At 66.8% G+C, this 17,325-nt stretch carries 15 protein-coding genes; 5 read left to right on the top strand and 10 right to left on the bottom strand.

All coding sequences use genetic code 11. The features are described from left to right. The first annotated feature begins 20 nt into the window (after positions 1 to 20). On the top strand, positions 21 to 1,238 hold the full coding sequence (locus ACJH6J_RS24405; protein ID WP_073696240.1) for an AI-2E family transporter: 1,218 nt from the start codon (positions 21 to 23) through the stop codon (positions 1,236 to 1,238). Here ACJH6J_RS24405 and ACJH6J_RS24400 read toward each other — a convergent pair. After that, positions 1,165 to 1,821, bottom strand: coding sequence for a DUF4245 domain-containing protein (locus ACJH6J_RS24400; protein WP_293013400.1), 657 nt, complete (start codon positions 1,819 to 1,821; stop codon positions 1,165 to 1,167). The genes ACJH6J_RS24405 and ACJH6J_RS24400 overlap by 74 nt on opposite strands. Positions 1,822 to 1,948: 127 nt before the next feature. Between ACJH6J_RS24400 and glpX the strand changes: the two genes are divergently transcribed. The 3 genes from glpX to ACJH6J_RS24385 all read left to right on the top strand — a co-directional run bounded on the left by glpX (position 1,949) and on the right by ACJH6J_RS24385 (position 4,938). Next, complete coding sequence (gene glpX, locus ACJH6J_RS24395) at positions 1,949 to 2,977, top strand: class II fructose-bisphosphatase (protein ID WP_061001746.1); 1,029 nt, start codon at positions 1,949 to 1,951, stop codon at positions 2,975 to 2,977. 28 nt (positions 2,978 to 3,005) lie between these two features. Further along, complete coding sequence (locus ACJH6J_RS24390) at positions 3,006 to 4,412, top strand: class II fumarate hydratase (protein WP_135355679.1); 1,407 nt, start codon at positions 3,006 to 3,008, stop codon at positions 4,410 to 4,412. Between the two features lie 166 nt (positions 4,413 to 4,578). Continuing rightward, entirely contained in the window at positions 4,579 to 4,938 is a 360-nt protein-coding gene (locus tag ACJH6J_RS24385; RefSeq protein ID WP_406784777.1) for a hypothetical protein, read from the top strand. A 200-nt stretch (positions 4,939 to 5,138) separates the two neighbouring features. On the opposite strand, the gene ACJH6J_RS24380 is transcribed toward ACJH6J_RS24385, so the two are convergent. The 8 genes from ACJH6J_RS24380 to ACJH6J_RS24345 form a co-directional block, all read right to left on the bottom strand. After that, positions 5,139 to 6,008, bottom strand: coding sequence for a polysaccharide deacetylase family protein (locus tag ACJH6J_RS24380; RefSeq protein WP_406804656.1), 870 nt, complete (start codon positions 6,006 to 6,008; stop codon positions 5,139 to 5,141). 87 nt (positions 6,009 to 6,095) lie between these two features. Then, a complete protein-coding gene (locus ACJH6J_RS24375) occupies positions 6,096 to 7,409 on the bottom strand; it encodes a PhoH family protein (RefSeq protein ID WP_073696245.1) in 1,314 nt (437 codons plus the stop codon). Positions 7,410 to 7,595: 186 nt separating this feature from the next. Continuing rightward, positions 7,596 to 8,417, bottom strand: a complete 822-nt coding sequence (locus ACJH6J_RS24370) for an acyl-ACP desaturase (RefSeq protein ID WP_406804655.1) — start codon at positions 8,415 to 8,417, stop codon at positions 7,596 to 7,598. 92 nt (positions 8,418 to 8,509) lie between these two features. Next, positions 8,510 to 10,996, bottom strand: a complete 2,487-nt coding sequence (locus tag ACJH6J_RS24365) for a hypothetical protein (protein WP_406804654.1) — start codon at positions 10,994 to 10,996, stop codon at positions 8,510 to 8,512. 193 nt (positions 10,997 to 11,189) lie between these two features. Beyond that, entirely contained in the window at positions 11,190 to 12,398 is a 1,209-nt protein-coding gene (locus ACJH6J_RS24360; protein WP_406804653.1) for a PucR family transcriptional regulator, read from the bottom strand. Positions 12,399 to 12,542: 144 nt separating this feature from the next. After that, a complete protein-coding gene (locus tag ACJH6J_RS24355; RefSeq protein WP_346415199.1) occupies positions 12,543 to 14,027 on the bottom strand; it encodes a glycine hydroxymethyltransferase in 1,485 nt (494 codons plus the stop codon). Positions 14,028 to 14,036: 9 nt separating this feature from the next. Next, positions 14,037 to 14,537 (bottom strand): hypothetical protein, encoded by a 501-nt coding sequence (locus ACJH6J_RS24350; protein ID WP_346415200.1) that lies wholly within the window; start codon positions 14,535 to 14,537, stop codon positions 14,037 to 14,039. Between the two features lie 9 nt (positions 14,538 to 14,546). Then, entirely contained in the window at positions 14,547 to 15,779 is a 1,233-nt protein-coding gene (locus ACJH6J_RS24345; protein WP_406804652.1) for a DUF885 domain-containing protein, read from the bottom strand. A 63-nt stretch (positions 15,780 to 15,842) separates the two neighbouring features. Between ACJH6J_RS24345 and coaA the strand changes: the two genes are divergently transcribed. Continuing rightward, positions 15,843 to 16,781, top strand: coding sequence for a type I pantothenate kinase (coaA, locus tag ACJH6J_RS24340; RefSeq protein ID WP_133425516.1), 939 nt, complete (start codon positions 15,843 to 15,845; stop codon positions 16,779 to 16,781). A 62-nt stretch (positions 16,782 to 16,843) separates the two neighbouring features. On the opposite strand, the gene ACJH6J_RS24335 is transcribed toward coaA, so the two are convergent. Next, a complete protein-coding gene (locus tag ACJH6J_RS24335) occupies positions 16,844 to 17,245 on the bottom strand; it encodes a hypothetical protein (RefSeq protein ID WP_318986887.1) in 402 nt (133 codons plus the stop codon). Positions 17,246 to 17,325 lie beyond the last annotated feature (80 nt).

Raw genomic sequence — 17,325 nt, 5'->3', positions numbered from 1 at the left:
AATCCGTCAGAATCACCGTCATGGACACCGAATTCACGGTCACCCAGAAACGGGCCCTCGCCGTCGCGACGGTCCTGGCGGTCGGATTCGGCGCGTACTTCCTGCGCGGGCAGTTCATGCTGGTCGTCGTTGCCGGGGTGGTGGCCTACCTTTTCACCCCGTTGTTCCGTCGGCTGTCGAAGCGGCTGAGCACCGGCCTGTCGGCCACCCTGACCCTGCTGGCCGCGCTGCTGGTCGTGGTCGTGCCGATCAGCGGGGCCGTCGCCATCGGCGTCGTCCAGATCACCGCCATGATCCGCAACGTGTCGCAGTGGGTGAGTCGTAACGACATGGGCGCGCTGGGCACTCGGGCGCTGCAAGCCGCCAACGACCTGCTGTCACAAATCCCCTACCTGCACCACGTGACCCTGACGCCGGAGTCGGTCCAGAAGTGGATCATCACGTTTGCGCAGCGCGCGGGCGAGTGGGGCCTGAACGTGCTGCAGACCGCCGCGGGCGGACTTTTCGGCGCGCTCGCCGGTGCCGTCATCTTCATCTATGTGTTCATCTCGCTGCTGGTCAACGGCGATGACGTGGTCCTACTGATCCGGCGGCTCAACCCACTCGGCGAGGACGTCACCGACCTGTACCTGGCCAAGATGGGCGCCATGGTGCGCGGCACGGTCCTCGGCCAGTTCGTCATCGCACTGGCGCAGGGTGTGTCCGGCGCGATCTCGATCTACATCGCCGGCTTCCACGACGGCTTCTTCATCTTTGCGATCCTGCTGAGCGCCCTGTCGGTGATTCCGCTCGGTGGTGGCATCGTCAGCATCCCGTTCGGCATCGGCATGGCACTGTTCGGCAACATCGGCGGCGGCCTGTTCGTGATCCTGTTCCACATCCTGGTGGTCACCAACATCGACAACGTGCTCCGGCCGATCCTGGTCCCCAAGGCGGCGCGGTTGGACTCCGCGCTGATGCTGCTGTCGGTGTTCTCCGGCATCGCGATGTTCGGTTTCCTGGGCCTGGTGATCGGCCCGGTGCTGATGATCGTCGTCGTCACCACCATCAGCGTGTACCTCGCTGTGTACAAAGGTGTTCCGTTGAGTGAACCCGAGCCCGATGAGCCCCGCGCACCGGGGCGCCTCGCCCGCCTGATCGCTGTGATGCGCCGAAAGCAGCCCGCTACGGCAGTGGCTGCGCCTTCTGCGTCGCCTCTGCCAGAGTCCGATAGTCCCCCGGACTCGCCGACCCGCTGACCGCGACCTGCGCCGGCCCCGTCGGCCCGTCGAGCTTGGCGGTCCAGATCGGCTCGGTACCTTGCTGGTCCTCGCCGGCCCCCTCGTACACCACCCAGTGCACGCCACCCAGGTCCTGCGCCCCCGTCGGATACATGCCGCTGTGGATCGAGGACACCAGCTTCTCCTCGTCAGCGTTGCTCTGAGTCAGCGCGACGAACATGCCGGAGGCGGTCAGATAGCCGACCCTGGACATCAGCGCCCGCGTGGGTTGCTTGGTGACGGGATCGGTGCGGCCCGCCTCGATGGCGCCGCGCGACCCCGAATTGGCGTGCCAGCCGGACGGCAGTTCCGGGATCCGGATCGGGATGTGCAGCGCGGCGGCGTCGGCCTTGAGCGCGGCCGGGGCGTCGTACTGCGGCGCCGGGCCCTTACCCGGCCCCTGCGGCGCGAACGAACACATGCCGAGCATTCCGGCCAGCGCAACACAGGCCACCACCAGCGGGGCGATGGACCAGAACATGTCGCGGCCGTCCTGCAGCAGCCGGTCCTTCGCCGGGCGCGGCACCGGCACCGACTGCCCCTCGGCGACCGCGTTGGGCACGGCGGCGGGCCGCCCATCAGATGCGGCGACAGACTGGTCGTCGGGTTCCGGCGATTGAGACGTCACAGGGCTCAGTATCCCAACTCCCGACCGCACACCAACAAATGGCTAATGGGACAATCGGCGCATGACGCCTTCGCGCCGAGAAGCCCCAGACCGCAACCTCGCCCTCGAACTGGTCCGCGTGACCGAAGCCGGGGCCATGGCCGCCGGCCGCTGGGTCGGCCGCGGTGACAAGGAAGGCGGCGACGGTGCGGCCGTCGATGCCATGCGTGAGCTGGTCAATTCGGTCTCGATGCGCGGCGTAGTGGTCATCGGCGAGGGCGAGAAGGACCACGCCCCGATGCTCTACAACGGCGAAGAGGTCGGCAACGGCGACGGTCCGGACTGCGACTTCGCCGTCGACCCGGTCGACGGCACCACCCTGATGAGCAAGGGCATGCCCAACGCCATCTCGGTGCTCGCGGTCTCCGAGCGCGGCACCATGTTCGACCCGTCGGCCGTGTTCTACATGAACAAGATCGCCGTCGGACCGGACGCCGCCGACGTCATCGACATCACCGCACCCATCGGCGAGAACATCCGCCGCGTCGCCAAGCGCCTCAACGAGTCGGTGGCCGATGTCACGGTGTGCATCCTGGACCGGCCCCGGCACGCCCAGCTGATCAGCGAGGTTCGCGAGGCCGGTGCCCGCATCCGCCTGATCTCCGACGGCGACGTCGCCGGCGCCATCTCGGCCTGCCGCCCCGAGTCCGGCACCGACATCCTGGCCGGTATCGGTGGCACGCCCGAAGGCATCATCGCCGCGGCCGCCATCCGCTGCATGGGCGGCGCCATCCAGGCCGTCCTCGCGCCGACCGACGACGCCGAGCGGCAGCGGGCCCTGGACCGTGGCTACGACCTGGAGCGCGTGCTGACCACCGAAGACCTGGTCGCCGGCGACAACGTCTTCTTCTGCGCCACGGGCGTCACCGATGGTGACCTGCTCAACGGTGTGCGGTACTTCGCCGGCGGTTGCACCACGCAGTCGATCGTGATGCGCTCGAAGTCCGGCACCGTCCGGATGATCGAGGCCTACCACCGGCTGTCCAAGCTCAACGAATACTCCGCGGTGGACTTCACCGGGGATATTTCCGCCGCACACCCCCTGCCGTAATTCGTTTCACCTCAACCAAAGGGAGCACATGTCCGACAACGATGTCGAGTACCGGATCGAGCACGACACCATGGGCGAGGTCCGGGTTCCGGTCAACGCCCTGTGGCGCGCGCAGACACAACGCGCCGTGGAGAACTTCCCCATCTCGTTCCGCGGCCTGGAGCGCACCCAGATCCGCGCGCTGGGTCTGCTGAAGGGCGCCTGCGCGCAGGTCAACAAGGACCTGGGCCTGCTGGACCCCGAGAAGGCCGACGCGATCATCGCCGCCGCCGGTGAGATCGCCGACGGGCTGCACGACGACCAGTTCCCCATCGACGTGTTCCAGACCGGCTCGGGCACCAGCTCGAACATGAACGCCAACGAGGTCATCGCCTCCATCGCGGCCCGTAACGGCGTCGAGGTCCACCCCAACGACCACGTCAACATGTCGCAGAGCTCCAACGACACCTTCCCCACCGCGACGCACATCGCGGCGACGGAAGCCGCTGTGCGCCACCTGATCCCGGCGCTCGAGGTGCTGCACGAGTCGCTGGCCAACAAGGCCCGCGCGTGGCGCACCGTCGTCAAGTCCGGCCGCACCCACCTCATGGACGCGGTGCCCGTCACCCTGGGCCAGGAGTTCGGTGGTTACGCCCGTCAGATCGAGGCCGGCATCGAGCGCGTCAAGGCGACGCTGCCCCGTCTGGGTGAGCTGGCCATCGGCGGCACCGCCGTCGGCACCGGCCTGAACGCCCCCGACGGCTTCGGCGCCAAGGTCGTCGAGGTCCTGGTGAACCAGACCGGCATCGCCGAACTGCGCACCGCCGCAGACTCTTTCGAGGCCCAGGCCGCCCGCGACGGACTCGTCGAGGCGTCCGGCGCGCTGAAGACCATCGCGGTGTCGCTGACCAAGATCGCCAACGACGTGCGCTGGATGGGCTCGGGCCCGCTGACCGGCCTCGGCGAAATCCAGCTGCCGGACCTGCAGCCGGGTAGCTCGATCATGCCGGGCAAGGTGAATCCTGTTCTGCCCGAAGCGGTTACCCAGGTCGCCGCGCAGGTCATCGGCAACGACGCGGCCGTCACCGTCGGCGGCCTGTCGGGCGCCTTCGAGCTGAACGTCTACATCCCGATGATGGCCCGCAACGTGCTGGAGTCCTTCACGCTGCTGTCCAATGTGTCGCGCCTGTTCGCGTCCAAGTGCATCGACGGCCTCGTCGCCAACGAGGACCACCTGCGCACGCTGGCGGAGTCGTCGCCGTCGATCGTGACGCCGCTGAACTCGGCGATCGGCTACGAAGAGGCCGCCAAGGTCGCCAAGGAAGCCCTCAAGGAGAAGAAGACCATCCGGCAGACGGTCATCGACCGCGGCCTGATCGGCGAGAACCTCTCCCTGGCCGAGCTGGACAAGCGTCTCGACGTGCTGGCCATGGCGAAGGTCAAGGACGGCGAGTAGTTCTCAGCCGCAGAAAAGTGCCCTCTTCTTCGGAAGGGGGCACTTTTTTTGCTGCCCTCCCGCGGGCTCTTCTCACATCGCAGGTGAAGCGAATGTGAACAGCTCCTTACTGGACAGATACTGCCGGGAAACGGGATTCGACCCGTGCATTTGCGATTGTGTTGCAATGACGGCCGACCTCACCGATTCGCACCGAGGTGCCCGGCTGGATGCCGTCCCGTGCATGACGCACGGCCGCTTCCACATGCCGCACACGCACGCCGGCGAGCGGCTGCCCAAACCCCAGGCCGAGGTCCTCAAACTCGTGACGACATCACCGGGTCAGCGCAATGCGGATGTCCTGCAGGCCAGGTTGTTCATCGAACTGCTCGAGGACGAACTAGCCGAGTTGCACCTGCAGCTGGCGGTGACGGAGCGCCGGGCGGCCAAGCAGGGCGCCGACAAGCATCTCGACGTGCTGCGCGGGCGCATCGCCGAACTCCTGGCGATGGTCGACGCGATCGTCGACCGCTTCCCCACTGCGTAGGGTCCCCTGCACGGCGCCGAACCGGGCAGGAAGTCCGTGCGTTCAATCGCAAGGGCGATGTCCCGGTGGTTTTTGCACTCAGGGACCGTTGGTGGCCGGAAAAAGTACCTGGGTTCAGTCACCGCAGCCGCTGCCCGTCGTGATTGAAGCCACGTACTTCCGATGGCGGCACCTACCTCTGCGGCAGCCGCTCGGCGTAGCTACTGACCGTTGTTCGAGCCGCCGGAGTTGGCGCCCGGGATGTCGGTGATCGGGATGTTGGGCATCGGCGGCGGCGACGGCGTGTTGGGCAGCGTCGGAATCTCCGCCGGCGGGATGTCGGTCAGGTCGTTGACCGGTGGGCCGTTCTCCCGGCTGCCGTAGCTCGTGCCCGGCTCACGAGGGCCGATCATGTGGCTGACCGTCACCATGTGGTAGCCGTTGGCCTTCAGTACCGGGATGAACTGCTGCACCAGATCGACCGTCGACGAGTAGGTGTCGTGGAACAGCACCACCGAGTTCGGCTTGATCTGCGTCATCAGCATGTAGCGGGTGGCGGCGGTGTTGGAGTCGTTGGCCCAGTCGAACGGGATGACGTCCCAGTTGATGTCGGCCAGCCCCTGCTTCTTGGCCTCGGCGAGCACCTGGTCGTTGATCAGGCCGCCGGCGGTGCGCACCAGCTTCGGCCGCTGGCCGGTGGCTTTCTCGATGGCATCGCTGGCCTTGCTGAACTGACCCGCGATGAACTCCGGCGGGATGGTCGTCATGTTGGGGTGTTCCCAGGTGTGGCTGCCCAGCTCCATCCCGGCGTCGACGACGCGCTTGGCGCCGGCGGGATTGGCGGCGACCTTGTTGCCGATCTCGAAGAACGTCGCCTTGGCGTCGTTGTCCTGCAGGATTTTCAGCAGCCGGTCGGTGTACGGGCTGGGACCGTCATCGAACGTCAGCGCGACGCACTTGTACTTGCTGCAGTCGACCTCGTCGGCCTTGGCGACATTTCCGGTCTGGCACCCCACCACGACGATCGTCACACCGGCACACACGCCGAGGACGGTTCGCCAATAGGGCCAGGCCTTGTTCTCGCGTCGCACCCAATCACCTTACCGACGCCGCGATTTGTGCACGAAAACCCGTGGTCAGCGCGGAAAACCGGGCACAAATCGCGACGGCGGCTCACGTCACGGCAGGGTGCCGGGGCTGATCTCCTCGAGCATCTCTGTGACCAATGCGGCAATCGGCGACCGTTCGCTGCGCATCAGCGTGATGTGCGCGAACAGGGGGTGGCCTTTGAGCTTCTCGATGACCGCGGCGACACCGTCGTGCCGGCCGACGCGCAGGTTGTCGCGCTGGGCGACGTCGTGCGTGAGAACCACTCGCGAACCGCTACCGAGGCGCGAGAGCACCGTCAGCAGCACGTTGCGCTCCAGCGACTGGGCCTCGTCGACGATGACGAACGAGTCGTGCAGCGAGCGACCGCGAATGTGCGTCAGCGGCAACACTTCCAGCATGCCGCGGCTCAGCACCTCTTCCAGCACGGCTGGGCTGGCCAACCCTTCGAGAGTGTCGAAGACGGCCTGCGCCCACGGGCCCATCTTCTCGCTCTCGCTGCCCGGCAGGTAGCCGAGGTCTTGTCCGCCAACGGCATACAGCGGACGGAACACTACGACCTTGCGCTGGGTGCGACGTTCGAGCACCGCCTCCAGGCCGGCGCACAGCGCCAGCGCCGACTTGCCGGTGCCGGCCTTGCCGCCGAGCGAGACGATGCCGACGGATTCGTCGAGCAGCAGATCGAGGGCGACACGTTGTTCGGCTGACCTTCCCCGGAGGCCGAACACTTCGCGATCACCACGAACCACCTGCACGCGCTTCTCGGCATTGACCCGGCCGAGGGCATGCGACGTGCCGCCGAGTAGCCGAATTCCGGTGTGGCACGGCAGATCCCGCGCTTCGGGCAGGTCGACCTCACCCTCGGCGAACAACGTGTCGATGTCCTCGGGCGCCGCGTCCATCTCGGTCATACCGGTCCAGCCGGAGGTGACGACGTCCTGCGCGTGGTACTCGTCGGCAGCCAGGCCGACCGCACCCGCCTTGACACGCAGCGGAATGTCCTTGCTGACCAACGTGACTCGCTTGCCCTCTGCGGCGAGGTTGGCCGCGCAGGCGAGGATGCGGTGGTCGTTGGTGTCGGTCCGGAAGCCCGTGGGCAACACCGACTGATCGACGTGGTTCAGCTCAACCTGCAGCGTTCCACCTTGTGTCCCAACAGGAATCGGCTGGTCCAGCCGTCCGTGCTCCAATCGCAGGTCATCGAACATGCGCAGCGCCTGGCGGGCGAACCAGCCCAGTTCGTGGTGGTGGCGTTTACCCTCCAGCTCACTGATGACCACCAGGGGGACAACCACTTCGTGCTCGGCGAAACGCGTGCAGGCCCAGGGATCGGACAACAGCACGGAGGTATCGAGCACGTAGGTACGGACCTGCGAATCAGACACGTGGCGCTCCTCGGCCCGTGCGGCCCCACACGAGTACTTCGGTGGACGCAGCGGTACCTGGGCCGGGACCGGCCCCTAACTCTTGGGTGCCGCCCGGATAGCAGAGCAATTCGCTAGCCATCACCGGCGACGCTACTCCCGGCGGCCGCCCCACGCTGACGGCGCGCCGTGACTGTTTTGTGACGTCTAGATGAACTGAGCGAGCGACGGTTCGTCGCCCAGGCCCCACGCCTTGATGCGATCGGAGATGACGGTCTTCAGCGCAGCGGCGTCGAAGATGCCGGCGTCAGCGACGACCTGGACCTTGTCCTGATAGGCGTCGATGTCCGCACCGATGACCTCGAGGCCCGCGGCCCGGGCCGCGATGGCGGCGATGGTCTTGTCGCGGTGCGTCTCCAGCAGGTGCGAGACCAGGTTGGCGAAGAACTCCTCGTGCCGCTCTTCGTCCCGGGCGATCCGGCCGGCCATGGCGGCGAGCACGGGCTCCTCGATCTGGGCCTGCAGGTTGCGGGTGAAGACGGCGTGCGCCCGCTCGAAGAACGCCATGAAGACCAGCGTCTCGATCTGGCTGAACTTGTCGGCGCGGTAGCCCTTCATGACGTGCTCGACGCGCACATCCTCGTTGGCGGTCGGGTCGATCTGACGGGTGACCACCAGGTAGTTGCGCAGCGCGATGGCGTGCAGGTGCTCCTCGGCGGTCCACCGGCCCAGCCAGCGGCCCCACTTGTCTTCGAGGATGAAGTGTTCGACCAGCTCACGGTGGTAGCCCGCGAGGTTGTCCTTGGTGATGAGCAGGATTTCCAGCGCATCGGTGACCGACTTCGGCAGCGTGACGCTCGAGGCGTCCCAGTCGGTGCCACCGAGGAAGGCGAAGTTCTCGCCCTGCTCGAACGGCACGTAGTCATGGGCATACCAGGCTTCTTCGGTCGCGAGGTGCCGGGACAGCTCGGTGTCCACCACGGGCTCGAGCTCGAGGGTCAGTGCGTTGGCAACTGGTTTCTCAGCCATGAAGTAACTGTAACCCGAGTTCACATGTTTTTGAAATCAACCACGCACAAACGGGGACCGGTGTCACCCGGTCCCCGTTCGTCCGCAGACGGCTACTTCGCTGTGCCCGAACCTGCGCCTGCGGTCTTTTCGCTGCCAGATCCCTCACCAGCAGAAGCTGAATTCTTGCTTTCAGTGCGCTGCTTGCCTTGTGCGGGTTTGGAGTCCTCCGGGCCACTCGTCTGCGTGGCGCCGGAAGTGCTGGAACCCTTGGCAGCCTTGGACGGCTTGCCACCGGCAGGTTTCGATTCCTTTCCGTCCTTGGACCGCTTGCCTCGGGGAGTGTCCGCTTGCGAGCTGTCAGCCTGCTGGTTCTTACCATTGGCGGCCGCCGGCTTGGCCGACCCCTCGGCTGCCGGGGTGTCAGACGGTTTCACAGGGCTGCTCGCCGGAGTGCCCGCCGGGTCTGCAGCTGTCGGTGCTGCCGGGCTAGCGGGCTGTGCCGTCGGTGTTGTGTCTGCCTCATGTGTGGTCTTCGCTGTCGGAGTCACGTCGGCGCCGAATGTTGCTGCGGTCGGCGCCGGCGTCCCGGTCGGCGATAGCGCCCCAGTCGGTGCTTGCGACGTGGAGTTGGCCGCGGGGATCGCGCCCCGCAGCCCACCGACCAGCATGTGCCCTGTGGTGCGGCCGAGGTCTCCGAGCTCCTTGACGACCGTCTTGATGTTGCCCATCGTCAACGGCGAGTAGCTGTCGGCGCGGTTCAGCGCCACCGACAGGTCGTCACGCGCGTTCAGGAAGCCTGCGGTGACGCTGGTGCCCGGGTCGGTCAAGGTCTGGTTGATGATCGTGCCCAGACCTCGGACGCCATTACCCAGTGCCGCGACCACGGCGGTGATGTTCCCGGAAGCGAGGCCGGCTCGGATTTGGGTGAGGGTCTGGTTGATGAGTAGGTCGCACCGCAGTGCCGACAGGATCATGGGGTTCGCAATGTCCTGGACGGCCAAGGGAATGTTCTGCACAAAGGCGGACAAACTACCGGCGGGGTTGGCGAAGATGCCGCGGGCGAGGTCGAGGTAGTCCGGGTTGAGGGCAGATTGCGTGATCCGGTCCAGGACGGACGGGACGTTTTCCTGGCTGCCGAATATCTCGTTGAACTTGTCCGTGCCGACCGCGGCCCTGATCTGATCGAGTTCCAGATTGGCCGTCGCCCAGCCGGTGGGCACGTTGTTCTGGTTGTGCACGTAATTGAACTCGAACATCCGCCGTTTGAGGCTGGCCGCGTACTGCTGCGGGGTGACGGTCGGGGTATCGGCCGGCAAGTGCAGACGGACATCAGAGATCGGGACTACTTGGGCCGTCACCGCATTATTGTCGAGCGTGCCGTTGACGTCCTGGAACCGGAGCGTGACGGAGCCGTTGACGACGCCTCCGTTGTCCAGCCAGTTCGCGACGCCGGGGTTCGTGGCGCTGACGACGTAATAGGTGTAACCGTCGTCTGCCTGAAAAATGTTGCTGCCGTTGAGGCTGCTCTGCGCGGTCACATACGGCAGATCCAGCTGCCAGATATTGGTCAGCTGGGCAGCCACGTAGCCGGCCGAAACGGTGGGCACCTTGACCACGAGTGCCTGGTCTGGCTGCAGGTTGAAGTGTCCGATGCTGGTCAATTGCCCCGGCAGAATCGGGCCGCCGACCGCCGAAGTCGTCGGCTTGATCACGGTGAAGGTGTTTTCCGGCACTGCGGCCCAGACCGCCTGAATGCCCTTATTCGTGACGCTGGAATTGAACCCGGAGACATTGTCCGCGACGCCGGCCAACACCGCCGCCACCTGGCTTTCTGACAGCACCGGCAGCTTGAACTGCGACGATGAACTCTGCTGCTTGATGAGGATCGTGTCGTGCGGAATGCCCCAGTCGGTGGTGGTATCGCGCATGAGGATCGTCTGGGCGCCGGTGCTGTTCACCCAGTTGCCCGGTTGCTGGTCCGGACTGATCACCACGGTGTACGTGCCGTCCGCATTCGGTGTGAATTGCGTCAGGTCATAGCTGACACCGGTCGAGATGAACTTCCCGTCCATGATGTTCCCCGACATCGGAACGAAGGTCACCACCTTGGTGCCAGGGCGAGGCGTGATGGTCACCGTGTACGACTCGCCCCGCACGGCCAGCAGCGTGTACTTGTTGTCCGCCGTCGGGTCGTTCGAGAACGGCAGAGGCTCGGCAGACGGCGCGTTCCAGGGGGCGGTGAGAAATTCACCGTTGCGGTCGTAGCCGTTGATCCGGTTCTGTTCATTGAGCGCACCGAAGAGCACGCCCATCGCCAGGGCCTGGGTGTATTGCGGCAACGAACTCACGTCGGACGGTTTGATGAACGGATAGTTGCTGTTGGTGGCGATGATCTGCTGCTGTTGGGCGAGGATCTGATCTGTCACGGCCTGGTAGCCGTCCGCGGCGAACGCCTGCGGGGCGGTCAGCGCCGCGACCATGGCGCCGGCGACGGCGGTCGTGGCGATACCTCTACGGGTCCGCGAGCGCCGACGCGAGGCTCGGTTGCCGGCCGCGGCCTGCTCCTTAGACGGCCGGATGTGGCCCAACTCAGACATTCTTCGCCCCTTCGTGATGGGTCTGCCCGGGTTGGCGGACTCAGCTCGCGAGGCCCGGGGTGTGATGTGGTGAACAGCTCGACGAAATTGTCGTCCCCGTCACAATATGAGCGATCGCTGTGCTGAATCCATGGGTGCTCAGACCAGCGTTTGCCGCAGGAGATGTGCAAAATGCACATCGGTAGCGCTGACCTCAGGAAACAGGCGAAAGCACCCGCGCGCCGTACCAGCGGCAAATCTCCAGCGCCAGCGCGATGGTGAGGGTGTCGGCGTCAAGCCGGAGTCCGTACTGCTCAACGGCCTGCTGAACCCGGAGGTAGACGGTGTTGCGGTGGAACATCGTGCGCTTCGCCGTCTCGGTGTAACTGCAGTTGGCAGCCAGGAACGCCCGGATGGTCTCGCGTAGCTGCTCGCACCGTGGATCGTCGTCCGCAAGGCCGCCCAGGACGGTCACGACGAACGCCGCGAGATCCGCCGGCTCATCGGCCAGCAACGCGATGGACGCGACCTCGTCGAAGAGCACGACCTGTGGCGCATCGGGCGCGGACCGGGCCAGCTCCTTGACCCGCGCCGCGGTGCGGGCCGCCGACCGGAAGCCGTCGAGTCCCTCACCACGGCGGCCGACTGCGATCCGTAAACCGTTGATCCGCAATCGCTTTGCAAGTTGGCCGTGGTCCACCCGGGCAGCCGCCGGCAGTCGCAACCAGATGCGCTGTTGCGATTCCCCGCCTAAGACAAGGACGTCATCGACTCCTGGCAGCACCTGACGCAGGACCGTCACTACTTTGGGCAACGCGTCGGCGTCCGCGGTGTCGTCCGCCCATGCCTCGACGGCGAGGTGACTGCCAGACAGCCGGTATCCGAGCGCCGATTCCGCTTGCGCCACATCGGGTTCAGAGTCATTTAGCAGGCGGGTGATCCACTGCCGCCGGATCGCTTCGTCAGTGCGGACACGTTGTGTCAACCGGTCCTCGTACAGCGCGGTGATCTGCTCGGTGACCCGACCGTTGTGCGACCCGCTGAGATTCACCACCTCGATCATGGCCTCGGCCGCCCCGGGTGCATCGGCCGGCATCTCGGCCAGACAGGTGCTGAGCATGCGGCCATGCCCGACGCGGTATGCCCGCAGGATCGCAGTCAGCGGCACACCGTCGGTCACCGCCCGCTCGACGTTGGCGATGGCGAGGCTGGACGGCGAGATGCTCTGTGGGTCAAGGCCGTTCGCGAGCACGTCGAGGAAGAGGTCCAGGCTCTCGGTGGCATTGACGGCGACGATCTCATGGAACGACGGGTCGCTGAGTTCGGGCACGGCGTCCAGGTTCTCGGCGATCACGCCCTTGACGAAGGCATGTTTGTTCTGGGCGAAATAGTCGATGATCGCGGCCAGCACCTCACTGCCCATCTGCCACCTCCTCGGCCGCAGCTCAGGCTACCGAGGTGTGCGCCGTGCACATCGGTTTTCTCGCCAAGCGGCACACACGAAAGTGGGGCCTATGACCGAGAATCTCGCGATCCTCCGGCCACAGGCCCCACTTTCGGCGTCAAATCAGAGCGTCAGACCCGGGTACAGCGGGTTGGCGTCGAGCATCTCGGCCGAGGCCGCGCGGACGCGATCGGCGGTGCCGTCGGCCAGCGTGTACTTGGCCTTCGACGGGCCGTTCGGGCCGGCGTCGGCCGAGGCGTTGTTCAGCACGTCGACCACCAGCTCGGCGACCTTGTCGAACTCGTCGGCGCCGAAGCCGCGCGTGGTCAGCGCGGGGGTGCCGAAGCGGATGCCACTGGTGTACCAGGCGCCGTTCGGGTCGTTCGGGATGGCGTTGCGGTTGGTGACGACGCCCGCGTCCAGCAGCGCCGACTCGGCCTGGCGACCGGTCAGGCCGAACGACTGCACGTCCAGCAGCACCAGGTGGTTGTCGGTGCCGCCGGTGACCAGCGTCGCGCCACGCTTGAGGAAGCCCTCGGCGAGCGCCTTGGCGTTGTCGGCGACGTTCTGCGCGTAGCTCCGGAACTCGGGCTGACGGGCCTCGGCCAGCGCCACGGCCTTGGCGGCCATCACGTGCGACAGCGGGCCGCCGAGCACCATCGGGCAGCCCTTGTCGACGGCCGGTGCGTATTCCTCGGTAGCCAGCACCAGGCCACCGCGCGGGCCGCGCAGCGACTTGTGCGTCGTCGTGGTGGTGACGTGGGCGTGCGGCACCGGGTCCTCGTCGCCGGTGAACACCTTGCCGGCCACCAGACCCGCGAAGTGGGCCATGTCGACCATCAGGGTGGCGCCGACCTCGTCGGCGATCTCGCGCATCTTGGCGAAGTTCACGCGGCGCGGGTAGGCCGAGTAGCCGGCGACCAACACCAGCGGCTTGAACTCGCGGGCGGCAGCGGCGACGGCGTCGTAGTCGATGAGGCCGGTCTGCGGGTCCGTCCCGTAGCTGCGCTGGTGGAACATCTTGCCCGAGATGTTGGGGCGGAAGCCGTGCGTCAGGTGGCCACCGGTGTCCAGCGACATACCGAGCAGACGCTGGTTGCCCAGCTTGTTGCGCAGCTTCTCCCAGTCCTCTTCGGACAGGTCGTTGACGTGCTTGGCACCGAGCTCGGCCAGGCCGGGGGCCTCGATACGGGTGGCCAGGATGGCCCAGAAGGCAACCAGGTTGGCATCGATGCCCGAGTGCGGCTGCGCGTAGGCGTAGGGGGCGCCGAACAGCTCGCGGGCGTGCTCGGCGGCGAGGGCCTCGACGGTGTCGACGTTCTGGCAGGCGGCGTAGAACCGGTGCCCGACGGTGCCCTCGGCGTACTTGTCGGAGAACCAGGTGCCCATGGTCAGCAGCACGGCCGGCGACGCGTAGTTCTCGCTCGCGATCAGCTTCAGCGAACTGCGTTGGTCGGCAAGCTCTTTGCGCGTCGCGTCGGCGACGCGGGGCTCAACCTGCTCGATGACCCGCAGCGCCGCCTGGTAGGCCTCGCTGGCGGTGGCGGCGTACCCGGCACCCAGGCCGGACGAGGCAGAAGCGCCCGATACAGTCGAATCCAAGGTCATGCGTTCAGCCTAATAGGGCCGGTCGTGGCCGTTCACCTGACCCGGGCCTGGATATCCCGTGGGTGGGTGAGGCGGCTGGACGGGCGCGAGGCCTTTGGTGAGCTTGGAGAACAGCACGCACCACGCGACGGGTCCGGCAATGACGCAGGCCGACCAGAGCAGCTCGCTCACCGTTTCCGACCAGGACGGCTCGCCGAGGAGTTTCATCAGGATCGACGACGTGGTGCCGCTGTCGCCGCCGTCTGCGCAGAACACGCCGAAGCCGAACATCGCCGACCACACGGCCACCTGCGCGCGGGTCTGGGCAGGGGTCAGCTCCCGCCCGGGCAGCTGCCGGATCATCCTGGTCGTCATCGTCAGGCAGATCAGCAGCACCGGCGAGACGAGGACGACGAACACCGTCATCCAGCCCAGCTGGACGAACAGTCCCCGCCCGACCGCCATCCACACCACCAACAGCACGTTGAGTGGCATGGCCTTGCCGGCGCTGTCCCGCGGCAGGGTCCACACCGTCGGCGCCTAATTCCGCAGGGACGACGGGATCAGTGGCTCGTCGAGCAGACGGCCGAACCGCGCGGTGAGGCTGACGTCGGCGGGCCGGGCATCGAGCCAGCCGCGCAGCAGCCGGTAGCCCTCGACATACGTCGACGTGTAGGCGCGCCACAGCGGCGACGACAGGAACCGCATGGACTGCCGGGCCCGCTCCGGGCTCGTCAGCAGCCAGCGCTGCAGGAAGGCGACCACGTCGTCGGCGTCGCGGTGCTCGTCGTGCAGCATCAGCGCGGCGTCCTGGCGGACGTCAGCGAGGGCCGCGCTGGCCTGTGAAATCGCTTCTGCGCGTTCGCCATCGAAGCGCAGACCCAGGTCCTGGTAGATCTCGGCGGCCCAGGCGCCCCAGTTCTCGGGCACCGCGGCGTACAGCGCCAGGTCCGCCAGGCCCTCGGCCATCAGGCACTGCGGGGTGTTGACCAGGAAGATCGTCTGCTCGGCCTGGCCGCCCAACTCGACGAGGCCGGCTTCCTTGCGGCAGTGCTCGGTGTGGTGGCCCGGGTACGACTCGTGCGCGACGAGCCGCGGCAGGTTCGACATCTGCTGCTTGAGGTCGGCGTTGACCGCCACCGTCGACCGGTAGTTGCCCTCGTAATAGTTGAAGCCCGACCACGGCTTGTCGGTGACGATCTCGTAGTTGATGGTCTCGCTGTCCGGCAGCGGGAAGTCCGCCCGGACCCGGTCACGCAGCGCGGACGAGAACGCGTGGATGCACTCCTCGAGCCGCTCGGGCGGAATCTCCTCGCCGGACCGGTGCGCCTGCATTCGCTCGACCAGCGGGCCACTGCCGCCCAGCGCTTCGTCGAGCAGGCGATGCGCCTCGCGGTAACGGTCCTCGTCGCCCTTGGCGATCGACACGTCGAAGTAGTCGCGCACCTCGTCGACGAAGCCGACGTCCTCTCCGGCGAACTTGCGCCCCGCGCAGTCCAGGGCCCGCAGATGTGCCTTCAGGTAATCCGCACGCTGCGGGTCCAGCCCGGAAGCGTCGACCTCGCCGTGCAGCCGGCGGGCCTGCCGGGCCAGCGCCGCGGGGTCCGGCGCGGGTTCGTCGGCGACCTGCTGCCGCAATGCCGGGTCGCCGGTGAACGAGTCGACGTAGCCCTCCTCGATGCGGTCGAACCGCAGACCGAGCAGCAGGTATTCGCGGATCAAGCCGTCGGCGGCGGTGTCGGGAACCGGCAGCGAGATATGCCCAGCGCTCATACCCGCCCACGTTAGCCGGTACCCCCGCGTTCATCGCCCGGCAATGACTGCAAGACTGAGCACATGCCGCGGCCGAGCGAGCCGAGTCCCTACGTCGAGTTCGACAGGCGCCAATGGCGCGCGCTGCGTATGGCGACTCCCCTGAAACTCACTGCTCATGAGCTGCTGGGCCTGCGCGGTATGGGCGAGCAGCTCGACCTGCTGGAAGTCGAAGAGGTCTACCTGCCCCTGGCCCGTCTGATCCATCTGCAGGTCGCCGCCCGGCAGCGCCTCTTCGCCGCGACGGCCGAGTTCCTCGGCGAGCCGCAGCAGAATCCCGACCGCCCGGTGCCGTTCATCATCGGCGTGGCCGGCAGCGTCGCCGTCGGCAAGTCGACGACCGCCCGCGTGCTGCAGGCGCTGCTCGCCCGGTTCGGCCACCACCCCCGCGTCGACCTCGTCACCACCGACGGCTTCCTGTATCCGAACGCCGAGCTCCAGCGGCGAAAGATCATGCACCGCAAGGGCTTTCCCGAGAGCTACGACCGTCGCGCGCTGATGCGGTTCGTCACCGCGGTCAAGTCGGGCGCCGATCAGGCGTCCGCCCCGGTGTACTCGCACCTGATCTACGACATCGTGCCCGGCGAGAAGGTCGTCGTCCGGCACCCCGACATCCTGATCATCGAGGGCCTCAACGTCCTGCAGACCGGACCGGCCCTGATGATCTCGGACCTGTTCGACTTCTCCGTGTACGTCGACGCTCGCATCGAAGACATCGAGCAGTGGTACGTATCGCGGTTCCTGGCGATGCGGGCGGGCGCCTTCGCGAATCCGCAGTCGCACTTCCACCACTACTCGACGCTGACCGACGAACAGGCCATCTTCGCCGCCCGCGACATCTGGCAGTCCATCAACCTGCCCAACCTGATCCACAACATCCTGCCGACCCGGCCCCGGGCGACGCTGGTGCTGCGCAAAGACGCCGACCACTCCATCAACCGGCTGCGCCTCCGCAAGCTCTGAACAGGGATTTGTGCACGATTTTCCGCGGTCGGCGCGGAAAATCGTGCACAAATCCCTCAGGGTCAGGCGCGACGGACGCCCTGGTACTGCAGCTCCGCCATCGCGAGCGTGTACACAGCGCTGACGATCATCATCGCCACGCCCGTCGTCGTCAGCGGCCAGACATCGTCGATGACGGCCAGCACCGCGGCGATGGTGAACACCACGTTGGCGATCGCCACCGCGATGCCGGGACGACGCACCGCGGCCAGGGTCGACAGCCCGTAGACGCCGACGCCGTAGCCGACGAGGACGGCAGCCAGCACGTAGACGGCGGGCCGCGGGATGCCGGATTCCGCTGCGATGGCGCCGGCCGCGGCCGCCAGGATGACGCCGCCGCTGCCGCTGATGAGGGCGTCGGCACGCAGGGCCAGACGGAGCAGACGGTCGGAGCGGACGCGGGCGGGTGCGGTGGTGGTGGTCATGGAGTTTCCTTAAGTTCGTAGTTGCAGTTATTTCGTGATGTTGTGACGGTTACGTTGAACTGCGACCCGGGTGGGTCGGG

This window comes from Mycobacterium sp. SMC-18, assembly GCF_045310895.1.
Taxonomy (GTDB): Bacteria; Actinomycetota; Actinomycetes; order Mycobacteriales; family Mycobacteriaceae; genus Mycobacterium.
This window is presented reverse-complemented; position numbering and strand designations above follow the sequence as displayed.

What these genes read in the sequence shown, in the direction of transcription:
- ACJH6J_RS24405 (WP_073696240.1), top strand. Translation starts at nt 21, where the DNA reads ATGGACACCGAATTCACGGTCACCCAGAAACGGGCCCTCGCCGTCGCG.
- glpX (WP_061001746.1), top strand. Translation starts at nt 1,949, where the DNA reads ATGACGCCTTCGCGCCGAGAAGCCCCAGACCGCAACCTCGCCCTCGAA.
- ACJH6J_RS24390 (WP_135355679.1), top strand. Translation starts at nt 3,006, where the DNA reads ATGTCCGACAACGATGTCGAGTACCGGATCGAGCACGACACCATGGGC.
- ACJH6J_RS24385 (WP_406784777.1), top strand. Translation starts at nt 4,579, where the DNA reads ATGACGGCCGACCTCACCGATTCGCACCGAGGTGCCCGGCTGGATGCC.
- ACJH6J_RS24370 (WP_406804655.1), bottom strand. Translation starts at nt 8,417, where the DNA reads ATGGCTGAGAAACCAGTTGCCAACGCACTGACCCTCGAGCTCGAGCCC.
- ACJH6J_RS24365 (WP_406804654.1), bottom strand. Translation starts at nt 10,996, where the DNA reads ATGTCTGAGTTGGGCCACATCCGGCCGTCTAAGGAGCAGGCCGCGGCC.
- ACJH6J_RS24360 (WP_406804653.1), bottom strand. Translation starts at nt 12,398, where the DNA reads ATGGGCAGTGAGGTGCTGGCCGCGATCATCGACTATTTCGCCCAGAAC.
- ACJH6J_RS24355 (WP_346415199.1), bottom strand. Translation starts at nt 14,027, where the DNA reads ATGACCTTGGATTCGACTGTATCGGGCGCTTCTGCCTCGTCCGGCCTG.
- ACJH6J_RS24345 (WP_406804652.1), bottom strand. Translation starts at nt 15,779, where the DNA reads ATGAGCGCTGGGCATATCTCGCTGCCGGTTCCCGACACCGCCGCCGAC.
- coaA (WP_133425516.1), top strand. Translation starts at nt 15,843, where the DNA reads ATGCCGCGGCCGAGCGAGCCGAGTCCCTACGTCGAGTTCGACAGGCGC.
- ACJH6J_RS24335 (WP_318986887.1), bottom strand. Translation starts at nt 17,245, where the DNA reads ATGACCACCACCACCGCACCCGCCCGCGTCCGCTCCGACCGTCTGCTC.